This window comes from Bradyrhizobium sp. SRL28 (assembly GCF_018596315.1).
Taxonomy (GTDB): Bacteria; Pseudomonadota; Alphaproteobacteria; order Rhizobiales; family Xanthobacteraceae; genus Bradyrhizobium.
Genome location: NZ_JAHEAG010000069.1, coordinates 1 through 21,668, shown reverse-complemented (window position 1 = coordinate 21,668; position 21,668 = coordinate 1). Strand labels below are relative to the sequence as shown.

14 protein-coding genes and 15 pseudogenes are annotated in these 21,668 nt (G+C 58.6%); 15 read left to right on the top strand and 14 right to left on the bottom strand.

The genetic code is table 11. The features are described 5' to 3' along the window. Positions 1 to 152: 152 nt before the first annotated feature. A pseudogene (locus KIP88_RS42625) lies at positions 153 to 399 on the bottom strand (IS3 family transposase); the annotation flags it as partial. A gap of 49 nt (positions 400 to 448) precedes the next feature. On the opposite strand from KIP88_RS42625, the pseudogene KIP88_RS42620 reads away from it, so the two are divergent. Further along, positions 449 to 1,158 (top strand): annotated as a pseudogene (locus KIP88_RS42620) (transposase); the annotation flags it as partial. A gap of 195 nt (positions 1,159 to 1,353) precedes the next feature. Here KIP88_RS42620 and KIP88_RS42615 read toward each other — a convergent pair. Then, positions 1,354 to 2,541, bottom strand: coding sequence for a pyridoxal phosphate-dependent aminotransferase (locus KIP88_RS42615; RefSeq protein ID WP_214494048.1), 1,188 nt, complete (start codon positions 2,539 to 2,541; stop codon positions 1,354 to 1,356). Between the two features lie 1,410 nt (positions 2,542 to 3,951). Here KIP88_RS42615 and KIP88_RS47355 point away from each other — a divergent pair. From KIP88_RS47355 to KIP88_RS42600, 3 pseudogenes are all read left to right on the top strand, one after another. After that, positions 3,952 to 4,083 (top strand): annotated as a pseudogene (locus KIP88_RS47355) (transposase); the annotation flags it as partial. A gap of 64 nt (positions 4,084 to 4,147) precedes the next feature. After that, a pseudogene (locus KIP88_RS42605) lies at positions 4,148 to 4,439 on the top strand (transposase); the annotation flags it as partial. 206 nt (positions 4,440 to 4,645) lie between these two features. Next, positions 4,646 to 4,978 (top strand): annotated as a pseudogene (locus KIP88_RS42600) (transposase); the annotation flags it as partial. 19 nt (positions 4,979 to 4,997) lie between these two features. Here KIP88_RS42600 and KIP88_RS47350 read toward each other — a convergent pair. Beyond that, positions 4,998 to 5,135: pseudogene (locus KIP88_RS47350) on the bottom strand (IS110 family transposase); the annotation flags it as partial. 79 nt (positions 5,136 to 5,214) lie between these two features. On the opposite strand from KIP88_RS47350, the pseudogene KIP88_RS42595 reads away from it, so the two are divergent. Then, positions 5,215 to 5,466, top strand: a pseudogene (locus tag KIP88_RS42595) (transposase); the annotation flags it as partial. Positions 5,467 to 5,518: 52 nt separating this feature from the next. On the opposite strand, the gene KIP88_RS48030 reads toward KIP88_RS42595, so the two are convergent. The 3 genes from KIP88_RS48030 to KIP88_RS47345 all read right to left on the bottom strand — a co-directional run bounded on the left by KIP88_RS48030 (position 5,519) and on the right by KIP88_RS47345 (position 7,782). After that, the gene (locus KIP88_RS48030; protein ID WP_283848581.1) at positions 5,519 to 5,653 is read right to left on the bottom strand and encodes a hypothetical protein; all 135 of its coding nucleotides are present in this window, start codon (positions 5,651 to 5,653) and stop codon (positions 5,519 to 5,521) included. 68 nt (positions 5,654 to 5,721) lie between these two features. Next, on the bottom strand, positions 5,722 to 7,362 hold the full coding sequence (locus KIP88_RS42590; protein WP_249791449.1) for a class I adenylate-forming enzyme family protein: 1,641 nt from the start codon (positions 7,360 to 7,362) through the stop codon (positions 5,722 to 5,724). A 168-nt stretch (positions 7,363 to 7,530) separates the two neighbouring features. Beyond that, on the bottom strand, positions 7,531 to 7,782 hold the full coding sequence (locus KIP88_RS47345) for a hypothetical protein (RefSeq protein ID WP_249791448.1): 252 nt from the start codon (positions 7,780 to 7,782) through the stop codon (positions 7,531 to 7,533). Positions 7,783 to 8,147: 365 nt separating this feature from the next. Here KIP88_RS47345 and KIP88_RS42580 point away from each other — a divergent pair. Beyond that, positions 8,148 to 8,362, top strand: a pseudogene (locus KIP88_RS42580) (transposase); the annotation flags it as partial. 766 nt (positions 8,363 to 9,128) lie between these two features. On the opposite strand, the pseudogene KIP88_RS47340 reads toward KIP88_RS42580, so the two are convergent. Continuing rightward, positions 9,129 to 9,401, bottom strand: a pseudogene (locus KIP88_RS47340) (methylmalonate-semialdehyde dehydrogenase (CoA acylating)); the annotation flags it as partial. A gap of 194 nt (positions 9,402 to 9,595) precedes the next feature. Between KIP88_RS47340 and KIP88_RS42575 the strand changes: the two are divergent. The 3 genes from KIP88_RS42575 to KIP88_RS42565 are packed head-to-tail and all read left to right on the top strand — an operon-like array spanning position 9,596 to position 10,447. Continuing rightward, positions 9,596 to 9,772, top strand: coding sequence for a helix-turn-helix domain-containing protein (locus KIP88_RS42575; RefSeq protein ID WP_308163783.1), 177 nt, complete (start codon positions 9,596 to 9,598; stop codon positions 9,770 to 9,772). Next, positions 9,769 to 10,080, top strand: coding sequence for a helix-turn-helix domain-containing protein (locus tag KIP88_RS48815; RefSeq protein WP_374226594.1), 312 nt, complete (start codon positions 9,769 to 9,771; stop codon positions 10,078 to 10,080). The genes KIP88_RS42575 and KIP88_RS48815 overlap by 4 nt, the downstream gene beginning before the upstream one ends. Positions 10,081 to 10,105: 25 nt before the next feature. Then, positions 10,106 to 10,447, top strand: a complete 342-nt coding sequence (locus KIP88_RS42565; RefSeq protein WP_214494043.1) for a hypothetical protein — start codon at positions 10,106 to 10,108, stop codon at positions 10,445 to 10,447. An 84-nt stretch (positions 10,448 to 10,531) separates the two neighbouring features. On the opposite strand, the pseudogene KIP88_RS42560 reads toward KIP88_RS42565, so the two are convergent. Next, positions 10,532 to 10,693: pseudogene (locus KIP88_RS42560) on the bottom strand (IS630 family transposase); the annotation flags it as partial. An 80-nt stretch (positions 10,694 to 10,773) separates the two neighbouring features. Continuing rightward, positions 10,774 to 12,180 (bottom strand): annotated as a pseudogene (locus KIP88_RS48810) (MATE family efflux transporter). Positions 12,181 to 12,300: 120 nt separating this feature from the next. Here KIP88_RS48810 and KIP88_RS42550 point away from each other — a divergent pair. Next, a complete protein-coding gene (locus tag KIP88_RS42550; RefSeq protein WP_214494042.1) occupies positions 12,301 to 12,474 on the top strand; it encodes a hypothetical protein in 174 nt (57 codons plus the stop codon). A gap of 420 nt (positions 12,475 to 12,894) precedes the next feature. Here the strand turns inward: KIP88_RS42550 and KIP88_RS42545 are convergent. Both KIP88_RS42545 and KIP88_RS42540 read right to left on the bottom strand, forming a co-directional pair. Then, positions 12,895 to 13,452: pseudogene (locus tag KIP88_RS42545) on the bottom strand (transposase); the annotation flags it as partial. Positions 13,453 to 13,521: 69 nt separating this feature from the next. Further along, positions 13,522 to 14,283 carry a CmcI family methyltransferase gene (locus KIP88_RS42540; protein ID WP_214494041.1) on the bottom strand — a complete coding sequence of 254 codons (762 nt, stop codon included), beginning with the start codon at positions 14,281 to 14,283 and terminating at the stop codon, positions 13,522 to 13,524. Between the two features lie 628 nt (positions 14,284 to 14,911). On the opposite strand from KIP88_RS42540, the pseudogene KIP88_RS42535 reads away from it, so the two are divergent. Then, positions 14,912 to 15,028: pseudogene (locus tag KIP88_RS42535) on the top strand (transposase); the annotation flags it as partial. A 222-nt stretch (positions 15,029 to 15,250) separates the two neighbouring features. Here the strand turns inward: KIP88_RS42535 and KIP88_RS42530 are convergent. Beyond that, positions 15,251 to 16,264: pseudogene (locus KIP88_RS42530) on the bottom strand (IS110 family transposase). A gap of 261 nt (positions 16,265 to 16,525) precedes the next feature. Here KIP88_RS42530 and KIP88_RS47335 point away from each other — a divergent pair. Then, positions 16,526 to 17,032: a group II intron maturase-specific domain-containing protein gene (locus KIP88_RS47335; RefSeq protein WP_249791447.1), complete on the top strand. Its 507-nt coding sequence runs from the start codon at positions 16,526 to 16,528 to the stop codon at positions 17,030 to 17,032. On the opposite strand, the pseudogene KIP88_RS42520 reads toward KIP88_RS47335, so the two are convergent. Together KIP88_RS42520 and KIP88_RS42515 are read right to left on the bottom strand one after the other, a co-directional pair. Then, positions 17,016 to 18,100 (bottom strand): annotated as a pseudogene (locus KIP88_RS42520) (IS5 family transposase); the annotation flags it as partial. The gene KIP88_RS47335 and the pseudogene KIP88_RS42520 sit on opposite strands and share 17 nt — an antisense overlap. A 467-nt stretch (positions 18,101 to 18,567) precedes the next feature. Continuing rightward, positions 18,568 to 18,804, bottom strand: a complete 237-nt coding sequence (locus tag KIP88_RS42515; RefSeq protein ID WP_214494051.1) for a hypothetical protein — start codon at positions 18,802 to 18,804, stop codon at positions 18,568 to 18,570. Here KIP88_RS42515 and KIP88_RS48805 point away from each other — a divergent pair. The 3 genes from KIP88_RS48805 (at position 18,759) to KIP88_RS42500 (ending at position 21,545) form a co-directional block, all read left to right on the top strand. Further along, positions 18,759 to 19,088: a DUF5372 family protein gene (locus tag KIP88_RS48805; RefSeq protein WP_374226593.1), complete on the top strand. Its 330-nt coding sequence runs from the start codon at positions 18,759 to 18,761 to the stop codon at positions 19,086 to 19,088. The genes KIP88_RS42515 and KIP88_RS48805 overlap by 46 nt on opposite strands. Before the next feature lie 59 nt (positions 19,089 to 19,147). Further along, positions 19,148 to 19,486, top strand: coding sequence for a DUF6788 family protein (locus KIP88_RS42505; RefSeq protein ID WP_214494039.1), 339 nt, complete (start codon positions 19,148 to 19,150; stop codon positions 19,484 to 19,486). A gap of 115 nt (positions 19,487 to 19,601) precedes the next feature. Then, complete coding sequence (locus KIP88_RS42500; protein ID WP_214494038.1) at positions 19,602 to 21,545, top strand: recombinase family protein; 1,944 nt, start codon at positions 19,602 to 19,604, stop codon at positions 21,543 to 21,545. Positions 21,546 to 21,668: the final 123 nt, after the last annotated feature.

Here is a 21,668-nt window from a genome sequence, read left to right as displayed (position 1 = left end):
TGGCTGCGCAAGGAATCAGACTCGCTCCCTCTTGACCAGTCACTACTCAGACAGGCTCCTAGCGTTAATTTGGCACATAACCAAAGTTAGCTCCGCTCGGCGACGCACGGAGCTTTTCCTCGATTGATCTTCCCCTAAAAAAGTGGACAGGATTAAGCTGCTTTTAGCTCCATCTCGATCGGGGCGATATATCCGTTGGCGGAATGGAGTCGCGTTCGATTGTAGAAGCTCTCGATGAAGGTGAAGACATCGCGCTGAGCCTCGGCTCGCGTCTTGTATTGGCGGTGATGAACCAGCTCGGCCTGCTGGGTATGGAAGAAGCTCTCCATCGGGGCTGCGGCTCATTAATCCGATGATGCCGGTGGCCGACAGGATCGCACGATAGTCGTGTGAGGCATAATGGGTGGATTCAAGCGGTCGTCGCAACACTCTGGAGTTGGAGGTTGCGATGAGCATTCGAAAGCGGCGATCGGCACGGTCTGGACGAGCGCCATTACCATCGCCAGGACGACCGCCTATAGCTGGACGGGATGAACAGAGAAGTTTTCTGGCGAGCTATTGCCGCAGGGCAAAGCAGCGAAGATGCTGCGCTGGAGCCGGGGTGTCACAGCCTGTAGGAACCAGATGGTTTCGAAAGGCGGGCGGCATGCGACCAGCGATGTTCAAGTCCTCAGCAAAGGCGTTCTCCGGGCGATACTTGTCATTGGTGGAGCGCGAAGAGATTGCGCTTCTCAAGGTGCAGGGCCATTCCATCCGGGAGATTGGGCATCGTCTCGGTCGATCCGCCTCGACAAGCTCGCGAGAACTGCGGCGCAATGCAGCCACCGCAGCGGCGGGTTGGAGTATCGGGCGACGACTGCCCAGTGGCATGAGGATCGATCGGCCCGTCGGCCTAAACCAACCAAGCTTGCGCTTAACACAACCTTGCACACTTATGTGGAGGAGAGACTTGACAGCGTCGTCGTGGCCCCGAGCGGCCCTCCCGTTCCTGGTCCCGCGGTTCCGTGGAAGGGTCGCCGCCATGGCCCGCGAAACGATCGACGATGGGCCAGGACTTGGAGCCCGCAGCAGATTGCCCGACGCTTGCCGATCGACTTCCCGGACGACAAGACGATGCGTATCAGTCACGAAGCCATCTATCAGTCCCTCTTCTTGCGCTCTACTAGCCGTGCTCAGAAAAGTAGTGAGTTCTCTTGTCCTAAGTGGTTAGTGGTGCGCGCATGAGCCATCACGCGTCTTGACGCAACGCCGGCAGGTTGCATGTCCGGCGTCTCTTTCCGTTCTCGTTATCACGATAAACTGACCATCTTCGGTTCGGTTCGCAACCTCGGCGAAGCCCAGGAACGTTTTACTTTAGGAGGCTCTATACCGGCCAACCTGCTCGGCGTAACGGGACAGGCGCCGGCTCGCTTCCTCAATCTCCGCGTCGGCGGCACCTAGACTGATGCGCAGATGACCAGCTGCGCTGTCGCCAAAACCGTCCGCTGGTAGGATAGCGATGCCTTCTTCGAGGACGAGGCCCTTGGCAAAGTCATAGGCCGAAAGACCGGTGGCGCGCACATCCAGCATAACGAACATGCCGCCTTCCGGGCGGTAGCAGGACAGGACGGGAACCGTTTCCATGCAGTCGCAAAGCTGATCGCGGCGGCGGCGATAAGCGGCTCGCAGCTCGGGGAGGCATCTCGGAAATTGCTCCAGCGCCACGACACCCGCATCCTGCAGAAAGGTAGGAACGCCATAGGTCGAGCAGAGAGCTACCTGACTGGCGTGATGCACCAACTGCTGCGGACCGATCATCCAACCGAGCCGCCAACCGGCCATCGCATGGGATTTGGAAAGGCTGCTGATGGTGATCGTGCGCTCCGCCATGCCCGGAAGGACAGAGGGTGAGACATGTTGGCCCTCGTAGACAAGCTCGCCATAAACCTCGTCCGAAACGAGCCAGAGATCGTGAATACGGCACAGAGCCGCTATAGCCGAGAGTTCGTCTCTCGTATAAACTGCGCCGGTTGGATTATTGGGCGTTGCCAGAAAGATCGCGCGAGTCCGCGGACCGATAGCAGCTTCCATCTCGTTGATTAGAGGATGGAAGCGGTTTCCTGCCGGCGAGCGAATGCTGATGATCTCGCCGCCCGCAGCGGCGATGGTCCCAGGATAAGTAGTATACATTGGCTCCGGCACCAACACTTGGTCGTCCGGCTCCACAAGACAGAGGGCGGCAGTGAGCAGCGCGTTCTGCGCGCCGATGGTGACAATGACCTGATCGGCATCGATCGCCTGACCAGTGTTGCGGGTATGCCGCCGTGCGATCGCCTCGCGGATTGGACGGCCGCCCGCACTGGGGCCGTAATGGGTCCGTCCGGCTGCGAGGTTGTCACGTACAGCGGCGATCGCCTGTTCGGGACTGGGGAAATCGGTGTTGCCGACTGTAAGCAGAATGATGTGTTCGCCGCGGTCGCGTTTCTCGGCTGCGATGTGATGTATGTCCCAGGCCTTCGACCCCTTACCGGCCATTCTGTGGACGCGGGATGAGTAACGCATGGCGAAAATCCTGTCATAGAGTTTTGGAACGATGCGGCCTGTCAGGCCACGAGCGGAAGACGAGCGATTCTGACGATCTCACCCGTCGGCCTGCTCGCCTCGGGCCAATTGCATTACAAGGCTGGCGGAATGCCGAGGGGTTCCGCATGTTAACTGCTTTGTTCCAGCAAGCCAACCTTACTGACGTCGAGCTTCGTGAGATGATCAACGAACGGTGGTCTGCTACGTAGGTGGCGACTGACCGGGACTTCGCCCTTATCGAAAGTTTCGCTGAAACTGAAACTCGCATCGAATAGAGTGCAGAACACGCCGCGTTTGCTCGGTGCACGCATCGATGCTGAAGGCGTCAAGCGAGCGCTGAGTAGTTAGTCAGGCGATTGTTAGCGTTCACCGGGGCCTCGCGCGACCGCGGCGCCGCCATGAGCTCGGTATCGTCTTCAGTTTCCGTTTGCGGAAAGCCGATCATTACCCTTCGCCACATCATGCGTTCAGGCGAGATCAAGTTCGCCGGGAAGCCCGCAATTACGCGCTAGCGTGCGCAGTTTCTCCCACGTCGCGTTCTCGACTTCAAAGCCGTTTGCCGTGCGCTCCTACTCGCGCAAATATCCGATCTCGTCGGGGCAGATAGAAGACGCCGGATGAGCCTTCCGAGGGCGCCGCCGATTTCAGGTGCCGCGCGAAATCGCGTCCTCCTTCTTGAATTTGGCGGAAGGCTACCACATTGAACACAGCCATAAGGCAGCCGAAATTCTCCCGGCCGCTCGGCTCGACCCCGAAACCAGAGCCGGTCAGCAGTCCGCATACAGTTCCAAGATCGCTGCGGGCCGCTGCGCCTTCTAACCCTCGGTGCCGCCGAGCGGCAGTAGCACGCCGCCTTTGCGGTAGGTGGAGCGGTCGTGGGGCGTCCCCCTCGGCATCGATCACCGAACCCTTGGGAGTTTCCTCGCCGCGGCGATCGCCAGCCTCGAGCTTGCCGGCGGCGATGACGGCGCCATGTCGAGCAGAAACGGGACCTTGAGATTGGAGGGTGCGTAATGAAAATCAGGTTCGTGCCAAGCCACGCCTCGCGTCCGCCGAACGGTGCCTCAAGTTTAGGTAAGCGACCGGAATCAGCGGCCGCAAGCCGATCATGCCGGCCTTGCCGCCATCCTGGGATTTGCGGCGAGCCGTCCGACATGGCTTTGCCCGAGACTGTGCAGGCCGCGACATAAACGAGCTTTGCTTTTTCGATGGCGAGCGCAATGGCCTTGGTGTTGACATAAAAGCCAAAACCGCAATGGCCGTCGGTAACAGCCGTGGCGGGGGATTCTCGCACGATCGTTCACTCCGCGCCCGGCACGATATCCCCCGCCTTGATGCTTTCGACATAGCTCGGAATGGCGATAACTCCATGAGAATGATGACTTCAAGAGGGGACGCGACTTTGCGGTGGCTGGGGCTCACCCCGCTGCAGCGCTCCATGGGCGGAAAGCAGAAGCTCGGCGAGACATCCCGCATGGGCGACGAACCCTGCGCCGACTGCTGATATCGGCGCGAGCGTGGCCGTGCGCTGGGCAATGCGCAAAGGCTCGACAGCTGATCCATGGCTTGCGCGCATGCTTAACTCCGAGCCGAGCGCATCCGCCTGGTGCTCGACAATCTGTCGACCATTCGGCCCGGAGCGCTCTATCAGGCCTTCCCGACGGATGAAGCGCGGCGGGTGCTCCGCCGCTTGAAGTTCCACGACGTCCCAAAGCACGCCAGCTGGCTCAACATCGTCGAGATCGAGATCGGCGTCCTCGCCCGCAAGCGCGCCTTGTCGCCGAGACTGCGGCCCGGGAGAAAAGGCGCAATACCGAAGGAGCCCGCAATGGATGTTCACAACCGTAAAGGCTCGCGCCAAAATGGGCCGAGCCTGAGCCGTCGGCGCCAGGGCAACGAGCGCCGTGGCCGTGATCGGCCCAATTCCTGGATCGTCATCAGCCGCTTCGCTTCGGGATCTTCCCTGGTGCGCCGGGCGAGTTCACGGTTGAGCACGGTTGAGCAGCGCCACCCTCTCGTCCAGTGATTGCAACTGCTCCACGAGCAGGCCCAGGATCTCCTCACCAATGATCTTTCCCGCACCGCCGTCGAGATCGCTGCCCTCTACAAGAGCCGATGGCAGATCGAGCTGCTGTTCCGCTGGATCAAGCAGCATCTCGATATCCGCAAATTCCTCAGCACCAATGACAACGCGGTTCGCCTGCAAGTCCTGGCCGCGATGATCGCTTACCTGCCGCTGCGCATCGCCGCGCGGGTGAACTGCATCACCATGCTTCCGCTCAGGCTTGCCGAGCTTGCAAGCCAGTTCCTGTTCACCCGCCGATCCATCGCCGCCATCTACAAGCCTCCACCCTCCAGCCCCAGTAGACCCAAACCCAGAAACTCCACCGACCAGATGGAGTTCTGTTGTCGTTGAATTTTCCCGGACAGCCCTGCGGCTGCGCGGCAAAAAATTTGAGCACCCGGTCCCGACGCAGCTTCTTGCGGAACAGCACGGCTCCTGATGCATCCGCGCCATGCAATTGGGATACGTTCTTCGCCAGATCCAACCCGATTATGCTACCTTCCGACATGGACGCCTCCGTTCGAGTGATGGCCAACGACACCACTTTGGCACAGCGATGGCGTGAGGGGGCGGGCGTCTACCCCATCAATCTCGGCAGCCATGAGGCGCCAGCGTGCGCACGGCGATCGAGGCTGCCGGCGCAAAGCTCCTCTATCTCCCACCCTACAGCCCCGACCTCAATCCGATCGAGAACGCCTTCTCCAAGCTCAAAGCGCTGCTGCGCACGGCCGCCGAGCGCACCGCAAGGCTTGTGGAGCGCAATCGGACGCTGTCTGGACCGCTTCACGCCCCGCGAATGCGCCAACTACTTCGAAGCCGCTGGATACGAGCCAACCTGATCGGGAACCGCTCTAGCACCTTGATTCTGTTGGAACGGGCCGTTCCACCGCATCAGGTATGGAGGACGGCGGTCACGCCGAGCTGGGCGCCGAGATGCTTGGGGTCGTCCGCGATGGTGGCGAGCGTTTTCGCCGCATCATCCTGTTCCGCTCCGAGGGTCGAAATCGACGGGCAAACGCTGTTCATGGTGATCCTGTGGATGCTTAACTATCGAACCAGCTGCGCACGTGCGCAACCTGGACTGAACAGCGGCTTCAGCGCCAGCGTTTGTCCTCACCGTCGTAGGTGTTTAATAAAGGATCGCTGATGGCCATCAGCTCACGTTTGAGCACCTTATTGCTGGCGACAGTTCTCGGAAGCATCGGAGTGAAGGCGATGTACCGTGGCACCTTGAACACGGCAAGGCGCGCACGAGCATGCTCGAGAATTCGCTCCACCTGCAGGTCGGCTGGCGTGAGTCCTTCTTTCAGTTCCACGTAGATCTTGACTTCCTCGCCCCGTTTATCGTCACGAACAGGCACCGCGGCTACATCCGCGATCTCGCGAATCTCGCGGATGATGGCCTCCACCTCGCGCGCAGAGATATTGTCGGCAAAGCGACGGATTATGTCCTTCTTACGCCCAACCAACCAATACAAGCCGAGTTCGTTGCGGCGCATCAGATCACCCGTCTTGAACCATTCGCCGTCGAAGCATTCTGCATTCGCGTCCGTTCTATTCCAGTAGCCCTTGAAGATCCCACGCCCCTTCACCCACAGCTCGCCGACTTCGCCGACCGGTGTGGGGCTGCCGTCATCGTTCACCAAGCGCAGTTCCCGAAACGGGGCGCGAATCCCGAGCGAACCGGCGTCATTCATCTCTTGGATATCGGGAGGCATTTGCGTGCCGCTTCCGATTTCCGTCATCCCCCAGCAATAGTTGGCGCGCACGCCAAACTGCTCGCGAAATCGGCGTACCGTCTCAGCACTCCAGCCGTCGTATTGCCAGATATGCTTCAGGCATCTCGGTACGTCGTAGGCGTCTGCCGCTATCAGCCTCGGCAACGCACACCACTCGATGCTGTACTTCTTGACCCAATTCATCAATTGCGATGAGTCCAGTTGCTGAGCGACGTATAACGTGCCGCCCTGTCCATATGAGTTCATAAGAATACCTGGCCCAAGGGCATAGGCGGAGGATGCCCAACTTAGATACCTCTTGTACGGGATCAAGTAGGCAGCTACGTACGAGTACACGCCCCAATAATCGTGCGTCAACATGCAGCCCTTCGGAAAGCCCGTCGTTCCCGAGGTATATTGTATCGTCAGCAGGTCGTCGGGGCGGACATCCTCATCCACCGGCGATTCGTCGAGACCCTTGAACAGTTGATGGAGACCCATAGCTGTCCCGTCGGAAGACTGCCCGACAAGAATTACTCGCTCTTTGGCAAGTTCTTGCGGCCAATGATCCATTGCGCAAAACACTGGCCATGCAGATTCGTCGACGATGGCGAGTTTGGCCTGACTATCGCTGATAATGTATTCGACCTCCCTCGGCGTGTAGTCCATGTCGATCGGGACCATCACCGCACCGAGCTTTGCAACCGCGAACCACAGGGTCGGCATTTCGATGCGATTGGGCAGCATCACCCCGACGCGATCGCCCTTTCGCACTCCGACTGCGCGCAGCGCATGTGCATAGCGGTTGGACCTGCGGTCCATCTCGGAGTAGGTCGCGCGCTCGCCCCGCTCGAAGATGTCGACCGCGATAGTGGAGCCGTGCGTTCGCGCCCGCATCGAAACAAGCTGTCCGACCGTTGTGGATTGATATGCGGCCTCCAGCGCCTCGTCCCTGCGCAGGGCACTTGCTATGAGGTCTTGCAGTTGGCTTGATGTCGAATTGATAGGGGGCATCATAACAAACCTCGGGTTCAGGGGACAATGAACAGGTCGGCTAACCGGCGCAATGTTTCCGTTTTGACAGCTTCCTTAGGTTGCCTACGGCCAGAGCCAGCGCACGGCACCCTCCGACGGCGAACTTGAGCTCAGCAACGCGCAGCTCTTCACTCGCATCGATTTTGAACGCTATCGTGATGAGCTGCGGTCATCGGCTGTGCCGCGAATTAGAATTGATGGTGCATTATTAACAAAGATCGGAACACTACCTATTCTGGCGAGCAGTATGAAGAAGCGGGCCACCAGCCGGCGCTTGCGTTCGGTCGCGGCGTCGGCGGTCAAATCTGCGGCAGATAGCCGCCTGCGGGCAGGCTGGCGAGCGTGCCCGGCATCGATCTTGTTGGTCTTGACGTGAGCCTGGGCGATAGCCTTCACCTGCATGTATGGCGATAATCACCCAGGTCAAGCGGGTCCGCGTCATGTCATCCGGCCGAAATGGCGGATGACGCCTTCTCACAAATCACCACCTCACCAACATCAATGCCCATTACTGTCGCATACCTGCCTCTTAGTGATTGCCGACCATCGGAGCGGCGGGCGACACAACACCTACGGATCCACGCTCATAGCGCAACGACGCGAGGCGCAGGGGCGGCCAGCTACTAACGCGAGCTCGCAGCTGATCGTACGCATCTGCCTGCCCGCACCTTCGTGCTCCCGGTACCCTGTCCCGGATGGTCGCACCATACGCAGCGATCAACCGAACCGCAGCAGGGACATGCGGCACCACCACCTTCATACCTGTTACCAATCCGCTCGAAGCGTCAACGGTGAGATCAAGCGCCGAACGGAAGTCGCTTGTATCTTTCCCAACGATGAGGCGATCACCCGACTGGTCGGCCGCCATCCTAGTCGAGCAGAACGACGAATGGGCGGTCCAGCGCGGCCGTTGTATGACACTAGAAACCATCGCGCCGTTGAGCGATGTCCCACTGTCAGCCTCCCGGCAATCGCCAGCTGATGATCCAGCCAATGCCGGCGAATGTGGTGACCCGCACTCAGCTACACCACGCCATGGGACACGATTCGCCTGGCATCCTTCACTTTTCCCACCTAAGCGCACTTCTGGCTTTTCGGATTCATGCGCTGTAGCGTTTACTAAATGGGGCATAGCCCGCGATGTAAGAGCCATCGCCCTCAAATCCAGATAAGCTGTGTCTTTCCCATTTTTTGCTGAAGCGTTGGTCGTTTTCTGATCAATGCGCAAATCTTTGTGCCCCCACGATAGCTGCTACTCCTGGTGCGTGGTCAATTGTACCTCCGATACTCCTTAACATCGAGGACATCGACGCTAATGTTTGGCGGTACGCAATTGCCAAAAAACGACTACAACGATCTCGAAGCTGGTTTGCGATTACCCCGTTTAGAGGCGCGCGTTCAAATACTGGATAGCAAAACGATTCGGCTTCAAGTGCTGCTTTGGCCGAAGCTTTGCGGGCCGCCTAGGAAACGAGCTGGAAATTCAAAAGACGCTTTGGAATATCTCAAAGCATTTCCCAAGAGCATGATGCGTGGATTGATCCAGACGATGTCACGTCGAGTAAGAATTTAGCTGAGCGTTGGGTGGCCACCGGGGAACGCGAATTCGTCCACTGCAGTGCTGCTTGCGGCGGGCGGCTCATAAATGACCGGAGGAACACGCTAGTGCTCGCCACAATAGGGAGCGACAGCGCGGTCCCGGAATGCCTAAGCGATTACCCTGGTTGCGCTCAATGAGGGACGAACTGTCAGCTCATCGTCAGCATCACGAACTCGGCATCTGTGCGGATGCCAGTGGACCAGCGACACGTGATTCGTCTTCAGCTTCGTATAGAATCGAACACCTTCAGGACCATGCATGTGTGCGATCGCCAAAGAGAGACGCCTTCCAGCCTCCGAAGGAATGAAAAGCCATCAGCACCGGAATTGGAACGTTGATGCCGACCTCGGGCTGCATCGCCGTCTCTGGCGAAGATGGCGGTGCGATTGCCGAATTCCTGCTTCTTGATCATCTCTGCCGCCTCGTCACACCTAGTGTTCGGTCTCGCAAGTTGTAGCATAATTATTGCTGGCTTTCGGGTATCCTGAGCGAAGGAGATACCCGATGCGCACCGGACGCCCGAAGGCAATGCTGACTTTTCCAGCGACGAACGCACGCAGCTCACGACCATAATGCGGTCGCGCTTGCTCCCTGCGGCGCTGACGCTGCGAGCCAGTGCTGGCTTGCGAATGTGAGCCGAGCAACGCCGTCGTGGCGACGCGACTTGGTGTCGGTCCGCATACGATCGGTAAATGGCGCAATCGCTTCATCGCAAATCGCATCGAGGGTCTCTATGACGAGATGCGGACCGGCAGGCCCCGCACCATTGAAGATGAGGCCGTGGCCGGCTGATCACCAAGACACTCGCTCGCAAGCCCATAGCTGCAACCCATTGGAGCGTGCGCGCCATCGCCCAAGAGACGGGAATTGCCAAAAGCACAGTTCATCGCCTGTTCCGACGTTCGGTCTGCAGCCTCACCGTACCCGCAGCTTCAAACTCTCGACTGATTCCTTTTATCAGCACGGGTTCTTGCGCCGGTAGGCGGCGATATTCGCGTATATCTCGTTTCTCGTGCGAGAATGCCGGTCCGCGCGCATCATCCCGGCAAAGTGGCGCATTTCGAGCTACGCGGTTAACAAGTTCATGTCACGTTGATTGATCTGTAACGTGCCGTAGCGTACTACTTGAAGGCAAGCACTGCCGTGCTCGCCCGCATGGATGCGGCAGGCGTCTACAGCTTCGGCGGGTTCAACACGGCGGAGTTGACCAAACTGGCCGCGAAATCCTTGCGGATGCTGGCACAACAGCGAATTCGGCCACTGTCACAACCCGTGGACCTGCCCTACGCCGCAGGCGGCTCGGGCTCTGGTGCGGCGCGCGGCGCGCATGACCTATGCGGCACTCGGATCCGATACCCCTTCGCCGAGGCCAGCGTGCCCAAAGTGGCGGAGGCCTATCAGCAGGAGACGGACTGGCACACGCCCCGCCCGCCGGTGCTGGCTAAGGGAATGGATCGAAGCGAGTAGTCAAGCCGCAACACACACTGATCTGTGCTGCCGTGGGCGGCGCCTCGATCAGGATCGGGGACCATGTATCGATTGCGCCGCTAGTCACCTGAATCTAAAGTTCGCCTCATAAGGTCTGCTGGATTTGTGGCAGAAGCGTTTGACGGAAGCCAAAATCTGGTCTGCGGATTTGGTCCATTTGAAGGGCTTGGGGTTTTTGTTGTGCGGGTCGATGAAGGTACGGATGTCGGCCTCGAGCCGCCTGATGCACCATCAAAGCTTGGGACTAAACACCTAAAGCTTGAAAAGAGGGGTGAATTCTGCACAACTCTTAGGCTTATAGGCGATCATATGTCGGGTCTGAAGAGCCGCCTGCTCGCCAGCAGCTGGAAACGCAGTAGGAGGAGCGCCGCGTAGACGGTCGTCCCCATTGCCAAACCAATCCAGATACCAATGGCGCCAAGGCCGACATTCAGACCAAGCACGTAGCTGAGAGAAAAGCCAATCAGCCACTGGCTCATTGCGGCGAACAGAAGCGGAGCCCTCGTATCCTTCAGCCCACGCAAGCTGCCCAAGGCAATGCTGCACATCGCGCTGGGAATGAAACAGCTTGCGCCAACCAAAAGGAGGTTTGTAGCGAGTCCGATTGTCGCGTCGGCTTCGTCGGCCAGAAAGAACTTGGCGATCTTGAAACGCGCGACTATCACCACAAGCGTCAGTATTGTGGCAAAGACGATGCCGAGCAGCATCGCGACCAGACCTGCCCGCTTGATGCCAGGACCGTCGCTGCGGCCGACAGCATGGGCAACGCGCATGTTCGCGGCCATGCTGATGCCGGAAGGGATTATGAATAGGATCGCTGCTACCTGCGACGTGATCTGGTGAGCGGCAAGCGCGCCTATGCTGATCATGCCTATCAGGAACGCCGAGGCAGACCAAGCCGTCTCATTTATTAGAAAGGCGATTGAGATCGGGGCCCCAATCACGATCAGCTGCCGCATCAAGGGCTAATCCAAGTGCCAGAGATGTGCAAGCACGTGGTAGTCACGGAAAGGACGGCGCACAATGGCGAACCACAAACCGGCCAAAAACGTAGTAAAATTTACCAGCGTTGTCGAAAGACCTGCCCCGAACAGCTCCAACCGCGGCAAGCCCAGCTTTCCATAGATCAGCAGATAAGCCATCAAAGCGTTGAGGGGGATGACCGCAAGCATGATCCACAAGATCGGCTCCGGCCGGTGGACCGCGCCCATGAAATTACGGATAACTAGAAACCACAGTGCCGGCGCCACGCCCCAAGAGAGTCCGAACAGATATTGCTGAGCGAGGCGCGCAGCGTCCGGCACTTGACCGAGAGCGAGTAGTATTTGTTCGCCGCGCAGTGGAAGCGCCATAATCGGGAGCGATAGCAGCAGGCCCGTCCAAAGCCCCATGCGCACCGAACGCCGTACTACGGCTAGATTATGCGCCTCAAACGCCTCTGCCACAAGCGACGTCACCGCTGCCAGCAGGCCCATGCCAAAAGAGACGCTAACGAAATATACTCTGCTGGCCAGCGCCGCCGCAGCGACCGCATCAGCGCTGATGTGCCCGATGAGGGCAAGATCGGTCGTCATCATCGCGATCTGCCCAAGCTGCGGCAGCACCATCGTCAGCGCGAGTTTTGCAGTCTGGGTGAGCTCATGGCGAGCCGCCCCTCTCGTCAATCCGTGCCGAGAAGTCGATATCGAGTTTGTTTCGATTATCTTGTTCATGGAAATCATGCTGCTCTGAGTTTGCAATCGCCTCGCCGACTTGCACTCATGTGCTGCCTTGCGCAGCTACGCGTCACAGATGAGCCGCGCTACCGGGTTGGACCTGCTCGTGAACTTAGGTTGGCCCTGCCGCCATCGTATGCAGCTATTCGCGCGTATTTGGGTGCAAAGGCGGCAGGTAAGGCCGCAATTCGAAATGGTTCATCACTCGGCATCGCGCAATGGATGCCTGCGCAAAGCCGCGACATCGGTGTGGTCGATCACGGCTGTAAACTCGTTCGCGAGCTCGACTGATGTGGATAGCGATGTTGGGACAGCTGAACGTGATGTACACGAACTGAGAGGCGATAATCTACAAGCCATCACTGCGACTCCTTGAGAGGCGATACGTGATAACATTATTTCCTGTTCAAGGCTCGTGCCAACTCTGAGAGCTTGACTTTTCCAGGCTATTTGCTTCGAGCGAAGGTGTCGTGAGCCAGACAGCATGTCGCGATCCGACATTCGGCATCAAAGACGCTTCATATCGACTTTGTGATCGACCACTCAGGTTTGCAGAGCGCGGTATTCCTCGGGGCGACCCGCCATCTGCGAGCCGAAGGCTGCAAGAACGAGGGCACGATCGAGCGCTCCGCTCGGATACTGCCAGCCTCGCCGAAGCTGTGGCGCCGCGACAGTCCGGGTTGCCCCTCTTGAACAATGCAGGCCGCGCCATACGGCCTTCCGGCGAGCGCGCCGCTTACGGAGGTGAGCCCTTCCTCTCGATAAAGTCGATGGATCCGGTTGATCCCCGACAGCTCGCCCTCTCGTCGCAGCAGAACGAATACCCGACGGTAGCCGAAACGTCGCCGCTCGTTGGGCCAGGTCACGCAGCCGGCCTCGCAGAGCCGTGTCCGGAGAGCGGCTGGGACGATAGCGGATCATCTTCCGATCCGCGCTCGCGATCGAGCAGGCCCGCCGTTCCGACAGGCCCATGGCGGCCTGCAGATGCGCGACCGCAGCGCGCTTGGCGGCGGGCCCTGCCATTTTTTTCTGAAAGGAGCTCGCGAAGCGCCGTCGCATCGAGTGTTTGCTCGGCCAGAAGCTTCTTCAGCTTCGTGTTCTCGTCTTCCAGGCCCTCAGTCGCTTCGCCTCCGAACGTCCATGCCGCCGAATTTAGATCGTCGCCTCCGAAACCCCATGCTTGCGAAGCCAGGTCGGCCGTCTTCACCCTGGCCTCATGCTCCTTCAAACCGCAATGATCTGCTCTTCCGTGAACCTTGCTCGCTTCATCTGTCCGTCCTTCTTCAGGCCGGACTCTAACTCCTTCCGGAGGAAATACGCAGTGGCAGGTCACTTTGCCTATGATTTTCGAAGCCACGCATTTGGAGCACAAGTAAGATTCATCCCAAACGCGTCGGTGTAATAAGTATCGATTAAAAATCCTGATCGCTCAACCAACTCCAAACCATCGATAATCTCTTTATCCGCCCTCATAGGATTATCCTCAATTACATAATAATCTCCTGACACCATAAACTTGTTCAGATAAGAGAAAATCGAAAATACTTGCACGTGCGCATCGTCGATCACAAGCCAAGGATGAGGCAGCCTCATCAGCAGATTTTCATCAAACGTGGCAATGTCCGAAAGGTCAGCCTGATGAAAAGTAAGAAATGGATGCTTTGCAACTTCATGGATACATTTGGTGTGCAGATCAAATGAGTGAACTTCACCGGGATTGTCACAAAGCACCGCCATATGGTCAGCAAACCAGAGCCCGCTGCCGCCCTGATAAGAACCGAGTTCTAGGATTGTCCTCGGCTGCAGTTCCCAAATAAGCCTTGTGTACAGAGCGAGATCAAAAGGAGTCTTGATATGTATTAATCCTTTGTACGTCAGTGCCAGGGCTCCAACGTTTGTGGAGCGCTTGTCAAAAGTTTTTGGGTAAATAGACGACATCCACCCTCGTGCCGAGGGTTTTGCAAAACGGTCAGAGTAGTCAGCATTCACGACGCTATTTATTGCGATTCCCATATCAAGAAGTCCCCCTGGCTTTATTTCATCGGGGTAGTTCTCGTGGGCGGCCTCCCAAAACGCCTTGTATCCAGAAGCGAGTTTCATAGGTCCATCTCCGTCCTGCTGCCTGTCATTGTCTCACGAAACGAGTCGCGTTGATGCCGTAATGGCGCGGCTAAGTGATCCGGCTTAAGCTTGGCTGGTCGGCTGTAGCTGTTCCCTCGTGCTGAGGCTCAACACCGCCTCGTCCCAGCGCAATCTCCTCGGCCAGCTCGGTGAAGTCGAGGCGATTGTCGCATGTTCGTCACTCCTGCATTCCCGGTCATAAGCAGCATCAGCATTGCATTGATCAGGATCAATTGGGCAACTCTCATCGAGAACTCCTGGGAGGGAGCTGCTACGACCGCTTTGCCCCTCATCCCAGCAATCGGCGTGCCACTCGCGAAATATGGTGCCAACTGACTCAAGGAGAGTGAAACATGCCTACGCGCCATCCTGCCCGCTGTAAATGGCCGCGACGCTTTGTCGGATTCGCGGCAACTGCGTCATCAACTGGACATGGATGGTGCGACAAAGATGGAAGCTCAAGATAAAGCCGGTCGCCTGTCGTGCCACTCGAATGTCTGGATGAGGATGATGTGCCTATGGAACTAGTGATCTGAGGCCAGCAAACTGGACCATTTTTGGCTATCGTTTTTTGCATCGATTCCCCGGCTGGGAGGAGCGAAGAATGATGAAAGCCTCGAAGTTTTCAGACGCCCAGAAGGCGTTCATCCTGAAGCAGGGCAACGACGGGGTTGCGGTTACGGAGATCTGCCGCAAGGCCGGGATCAGCCAGCCGATCTATTTCATCTATGGACGGCTCTCCCTTTGCAAACCGATTCGAGCTGATCCGCATTGGTCCGTTGCAAACATCTATCCGGCGTCATCGGATCGTTCCGGCGCGCCCAAATGGGAAATCCGCTCACACGTGCCTCTACAACTGGTAGGCCTCGCAGGCGGTTGAAATAGTCAGGCTCTTCGTGTGCCGGTCCGATTTCTCCGTCGTCTCGCAATCTGGTGGGCGGGTTCTTCAGCAGACAGCGCGATATGGTTCGCCTGACCTTAGCACGGCCCAGATTATCCGTGCATTTTTGTTGGCGACCGCAACCGTTGCGCGGTTGAAGCCGCGCCGCTCCCGAAGCTGGTTGACCCAATCATTGGCTGGGTCATTCTTCCGCGGCGCTGTGCGCACGACGGCGCGGGCGCCGTGCACGAACGGACTGCGGAGGTGTTGGTGCCTCGTTTTGAAATGCCCATCAACTTGTCCTATCTCCGCTGGAGAATTGCCTGGGCACAAGGCCGAGCCAGGCTGCGAGATGACGACCGTTTCTGAACTCTGTGCCGTTGCCAACTGCAGTAACGATCGCAGTGGCTGTCTTGGGTTCGACGCCTTTGATCGCGGCAATGCGCTGGCAGGTATCGCTTTCCCGGAAGGCGCATTCGATCTTTTTGTCGAACGAGGCGATGCGGCGATCGAGATCTCGGAATAGATCGTAAAATTCCGTAATTGCCTCGCGAGCCATCGGCGTGAGTTTGTTGTCGTAATCGACCAGGATCTCAGGGATGAGACGACGGGCACATGTGATGCTCTTGGCCATCGCGAGGCCACGATCGAGCAACAAACCCCTGATCTGGCTACCACTGCCATGCGATGATTGACCATGCGTTGGCGGGCGCGGTGTAGGGCTTGAATGCCCTGCTGCTCGACCGACCGCTTTGGCAGCGAGGGAATGTGAGGTTGCCGAGCAGCCGTGCAGATGGCCTCGGCGTCGTTGCCATCATTCTTCTGTCGCCGCACGAACGGCTTCAGATATTGCGGACTGATGATCCGGACCCGGTGGTTCAGCGCCTCGAACTTGCGTGCCCATGTGAAGCGCCTGTGCATGCCTCAATCACGACTGTGCAAGGCTCAATTTGGGCGAGTACATCGAGGAGTTGATCACGCATCACTCGTCGCTTCAGTACTAGCCCCGCCGTTCCGGCTTACGCCGTGCAGCTGGAAAATATTCTTGGCGATATCAATGTCGAGGATATCGATGGACATTGTTCTCTCCTTCCGGTTGACAGGCGCTCAGCCTACCAGGCAGGAGGGAGAGCGCTGGATTCCCAATCCACGCGACAAAACTCGCGAGCGAGCGCAACAGCGTCTGCAATCCGACTACGCTCGTGGTCGGCCGGGCTTCTACGTGGTGCGGCTACGCGGACGACTTGGTCGTTCTCGTAGCAGGGAATACTTCAGGATGCTGAACAAGAGCGCCTGGCGCTGGCGCAATTCCTCAAAGAGGAGTGGCGGATGGAATTGTCAATGGAGAAGACCAAGATCACCGATGTCCGGAAGGGCTTTGACTTCCTCGGTTATCGGGTCGCACAAGAGAAACTGCGTTCGACCGGACGCCGAGTCGGCATGCTCTTCATCCCGAAGAACAAGTCACAGCTGTTGCGCGACAAGGTCAAGGCCAAGGTGCGGGGAACGCCTACCGGCTTCACCCTCGTCGATCTCATTGGCGATCTCAATCCAGTCATCATTGGTTGGCGCAACTATTACCGATATGCCTCACGGGCATGGAGGAGTTCGCCAGAACGGTCGCTGTACTGGCGCCTTAGATCCTGGCTCGGCAAGAAACACAGCACGGCGTCGAGAAGGAAGCTGCGTCGTGTCTACAACGAGTCGGGAGGGAAAAGCAGCGGATGGCGTCTGGGCGAAAGAAGCTCGCCCGGTTTGCTGATGCCAACGGCTGCTCTATCCGCATCGGGCCTTCGCATACCGAACGGATGGAATGCCACCCCGTCGTCCGTTAAGACGCTGGACTGAGCCGAGCTGGACAGGTGAGCGTCCGCCAGAGCGGGACCAGGAACAGGCGCAAAAATTCTCTGAGCTAGGCCAAGACGCGGCGGAAGTTGTGGCCGACGGCTGAGAGGAGAACGTTGGCGGCGTCTCCGGCGCGGCCTTTGAGATAGCACTGGCCGAGGTGCCCTTCGGCCTTCAGATGTCCGATGTAGGCTCGATGGCGGAGCGGCGGCGCAGCTCGCGCTCGATAACACCGAAGACACCGCGCTTCTGGCCGGAGATGAAGACGCGGCGGGATTTTTGCGCGTCGTGGCCGCGGTATCCCTTGTCGACATAGGCTCGCTCGATCGCACAGCCGGTGAGTGTCTTGGTGCGGTCAATAACGTCCTCAATGTGTGACCCTCGTAGAGTTATCGGGCAGCGACTTGGCATATAGCACGAACAGGCCACCGGGCGCCGGGCGATTGGTGGCGACGATGAAGGCCTTTACCCCGAACTCGTAAGGCGCGGCGGCCTTGCCCTTGCCGATGCACTCCACCTCCGGGGCATGGAAGGAATAGAGCTGGAAGCCGCGCTGGCGCTGCTGCTGCGAGCGGATCTGCGTGGCCCGGCCAAGCGGGAGGCCGAACGCCTGCTCCAGTGCTGGCTGGCCCTCGATCTTGCGGCGGATGTCGCGGATGATCCGGCCCAGCGGGCTGCGCAGGATACGCAGCTGCCGCTGATGCCGGTTGAACTGTTTGGCTTAAGCGTAACGGCCCGCCATCATCGCCGCGCCTTTGGCCACGCGAGAATAAGATGCCGCAGCCTGACCCCGTGCTTCCTCGCCAGGCGGTTCAGCCCCCGGATCGCTGCATGCAGCAGTTTGGCGTCGGTCGCGAAGCTGATGGCCTTCGGCTGCACTGTGGTGTCGACCGTGACCCGCTTGAGGTCTTGGCTGCGAAACGCACGGGCCTCGTGCGCCACCCGAAGGCTCTCGGCCAACAAGCACTCCAGCTTGTCGCCGAGCCGCTTGCGCCAATGGCTCAGGTCCGAGCGCTCGTGCGGGAAAACGTGCTGGAAAAACTCTTCGCCGGTGAAGAACTGTCGAGTGGGCCGAGGGAGTTTCACCCTCAGTCCCTCACAGAACCGGACGTGATACTCTCGCATCATCCGGCTCTTGTTACCCAACGATTGCGTGACCAAGGCGCGCCCAACGGACGAAGAATGAGGGATTGCGCTTCGCAATACTGTTCAGCCGCCGCGAGCTCCGTCCCCGAAGCCTTTTGAGCGACTTGTACTTCCGTCGGAGCCAGGCTCCGAGACGTTCATCAAACTACGTGAACAGCTTCCCATCTCAGTTGGATAGAAACGCCCATAATACTGTTACCACCCTTGAAGGACGGGAGGAGTATTTGGGCTACGTAAGCCAACGCGTGGCGCGTGCTGTGGCAAGCGTCAGCTCCTCATCCGCTCCCGCACGCGTTTGAGCGCCTGCGGGTCAACTGCGGGAGGGAAGCGTGTGAAGAGCTTGCCCCACCGGTTCTTCGCCCTGCGGGGCCGGAAGTGCTTCCGAAGCGCTCTCACCAGAAGGACATGATCGATCGTGTCGAAAAAGCATTTGATGTCGGGATCCAACGCCCAGTCATAATCCAGCATCGCTTGTGCGTTTGCTCGATCGCCTGATGCGCAGATTTTCCAGGCCGATAACCATAGGAGTTGGGATCAAACACTCGATCCAACCCCAGTTCCAGATACTGCTTGACCACTATCTGTGCGACGCGGTCCGCGACCGTCGGCACGGTTGCGTCGAACTGCACTTCAGCCCCGTCAGGATTTGGGTTCGGCTGAGATAACTCATCCCTTCCATGTACTTCGTGGTCAGCGATTTGCTGTCCTCAAGGTCAGAAAGATCTCTGGCGTAGAGACTTTGAGCCTGAGCCACGCCGAGATCGGATCGCTTGCTGTCCCACGCGACTGGACGGACTGGGCGCTTCCCGGTGCTCGGAGCGAGCCTATCAATGGCCAGCAGCCGTTGCTCATTGACGCCCTTGGTCTGCTTGCGCTTGCCGAATTCACCTCTTCGTTGAAGCACAGGAAATGAGGCTTGACCAATGACTCGGCTTCTGAATCACTCGGACATCAATTCGATTCGGTCCGCAAATGAAGAAACCTTCTTCCGCGGCCCTGCGAAAGCGCCGCCACCAGCTCTTGCGTGCCCTGCCGCCGATCGAGCAGATTGTGCGCGGGTCGCTCATCGAGACCTACAAGCGCTGCGGCCGACCCAGCTGCCACTGCGTCGACGGACCGGGACACGGCCCCAAGCGTTACCTGTCCACAATCGCTCGAACCGGCGAACGCCCGCGGCTCGGCTATGTGCCGAATGGCACGTATCCTCAGGTGGCCGAGTTTCTCGCCAACTACCGCAAGCTCCAGGAGATGCTCAACGAGATTTGCGCGATCAATGCCGAGCTTCTGCGTCGCCGCGAAAGTCTCGATTAGATGGATCCGGCGGTCGCAGCCCTCGACTTTGCCGAGGCGGGCGCCATCATCGCCAACATGATCGACTCCTATCTCGCTGCAGGTGCTCCGCCGCCCGATGTGGAAGGACCTGATCATGATCAATCCCAAGATTGCCGATCATCATCTCGCGCGGCAGGCCTGCATCTACATCCGTCAGTCGACGATGGGGCAAGTCCGCTTCAATCAAGAGAGCACAGAGCGCCAGTACAACTTGGCGGACCAAGCGAGGTCGCTCGGCTGGACTCCGGAGCAGATCCGGATCCTCGACCGGGATCTCGGTCACTCCGGCGAGCAGGCGACCAATCGCGACGACTTCAAGACGCTGGTCAGCGATGTGGCAATGGGCCAAGTCGGCGCGATCTTCTCTCTGGAAGCCTCGCGCCTGGCCCGCTCGAACAAGGATTGGCATCGCTTGCTGGAGCTGTGCGCGGTGACACGCACATTGGTGTTCGACGGCGATGGCTGCTACGATCCGGCGGACTTCAACGACAGCCTTGTGCTTGGCATGAAGGGTACGTTTGCTCAGGCAGAGCTGCACATCATTCGCGCGCGCCTCCACGGAGGCAAACTCAACAAGGCGCAGAAAGGTGAATTGCACTTCCCTCTGCCGGTCGGTTTGGTATTCGACGGCGATAGGATCACCCTCGACCCCGATCAGGAAGTGCAAGGCGCGGTTCGAACAGTCTTCGAACTATTTGAACAAGAGAGCAGCGCCTACGGCGTAGTTAAACGGTTCAATGGACTCGGCCTTGTCTTTCCACGCCGAGCCTATGGCGGCGTCTGGGACGGCAAGCTGATCTGGGGACGACTTACGCATTCACGCGTGCTCGGTGTCCTTGCCAATCCATCTTACGCCGGCACTTACGTGTTTGGCCGATATCAATCTTGCAAGCAGGTCGGCCCTACCGGTGAGATCCAAACTCAGTTGCGCCGCATGCCACAAGATGAGTGGCGTGTTGTCATTCCCGATCACCATGCTGGTTATATTACCTGGGATCGATTCCTTACCAACCGCGAACACTTGGCGGCGAACAGGACCAATAGCGAAGTTATCGCCGGACCCGCTCGAGAGGGACTTTGTTTGCTGCAAGGTTTATTGCTTTGTGGCGCTTGCGGACGGCGTCTAAATGTGCGCTACGCCGGCAATGGCGGTCTTTACCCGATCTATGAATGCAATTGGAGGCGTCGGGAGGCACTGGCGCCGCAGCACTGCATGTCTCTGCCATCAAAACCGCTTGATCACGCCATTGCAGAGCGCCTGTTGACCGCCGTCACGCCACTGACGGTTAAACTGGCGTTGCAAGCGCTGACAAGCTTGGAGGAGCGCGATAGGTCAATTGCTGCGCAATGGCAACGAAGGATAGACCGGGCCCGTTATGATTGTGACTTGGCAGAACGGCGCTATGAAGAAGCAGACCCCAGCAATCGGTTGGTTGCCAGTACGCTCGAGAAGCGCTGGAACGATGCAATGGAGCGGCTTCTCGAGCTCGAGACTGAATTGGCCAATTTTGAGCGCCAGAACCTGCGTAGCATCACAACCGAACAGAGGCAGCAAATACTGCAGCTTGGCAGGGACTTCCCCCGACTGTGGAAGGCTTCAAGCACTTCAGCTCGTGACCGCAAGCGCATGCTCCGCCTGTTGATACGCGACATCACCGTAGCTAAGGGTCCAGAACCCAAACTGCTGCGATTGCAAATTCGCTGGCAAGGTGGGGCTACTGAGACAATTGAGGTCCGGCAGCGGCCGAACCGCCCCGAAGCAGTTCGTTATCCCGATGAGTTCGTTGCCAAAATCCGCGCGCTGGCGGAACTACATGATGATCACGAAATCGTCGCGCAACTCAAAAGCAATGACCAGACAAGCACCACCGGCAGGCCGTTCACCGTCAGCATGATTCGATGGATCCGCTACAAGCATCGTATCACTGGCCCATCTCTTCCCGCCGGAACGTTGAACGTCAGCCAGGTTTGTGAGAGATTTGGCGTCAGCCTGTGGGTCGAAGCGCCGCCGAGATCGGCCGCCGCACGTCGGCACTGATCGCGACTATCCTGCGGGAGCGCACGCATCCCGAGCAAGGCTTCCGCGCCTGTGTCGGCACCTGCGGCTTGCCAAGACATATGGCCGCGAGAGGCTCGAGGCTGCGTGCGGCCGCGCGCTCGA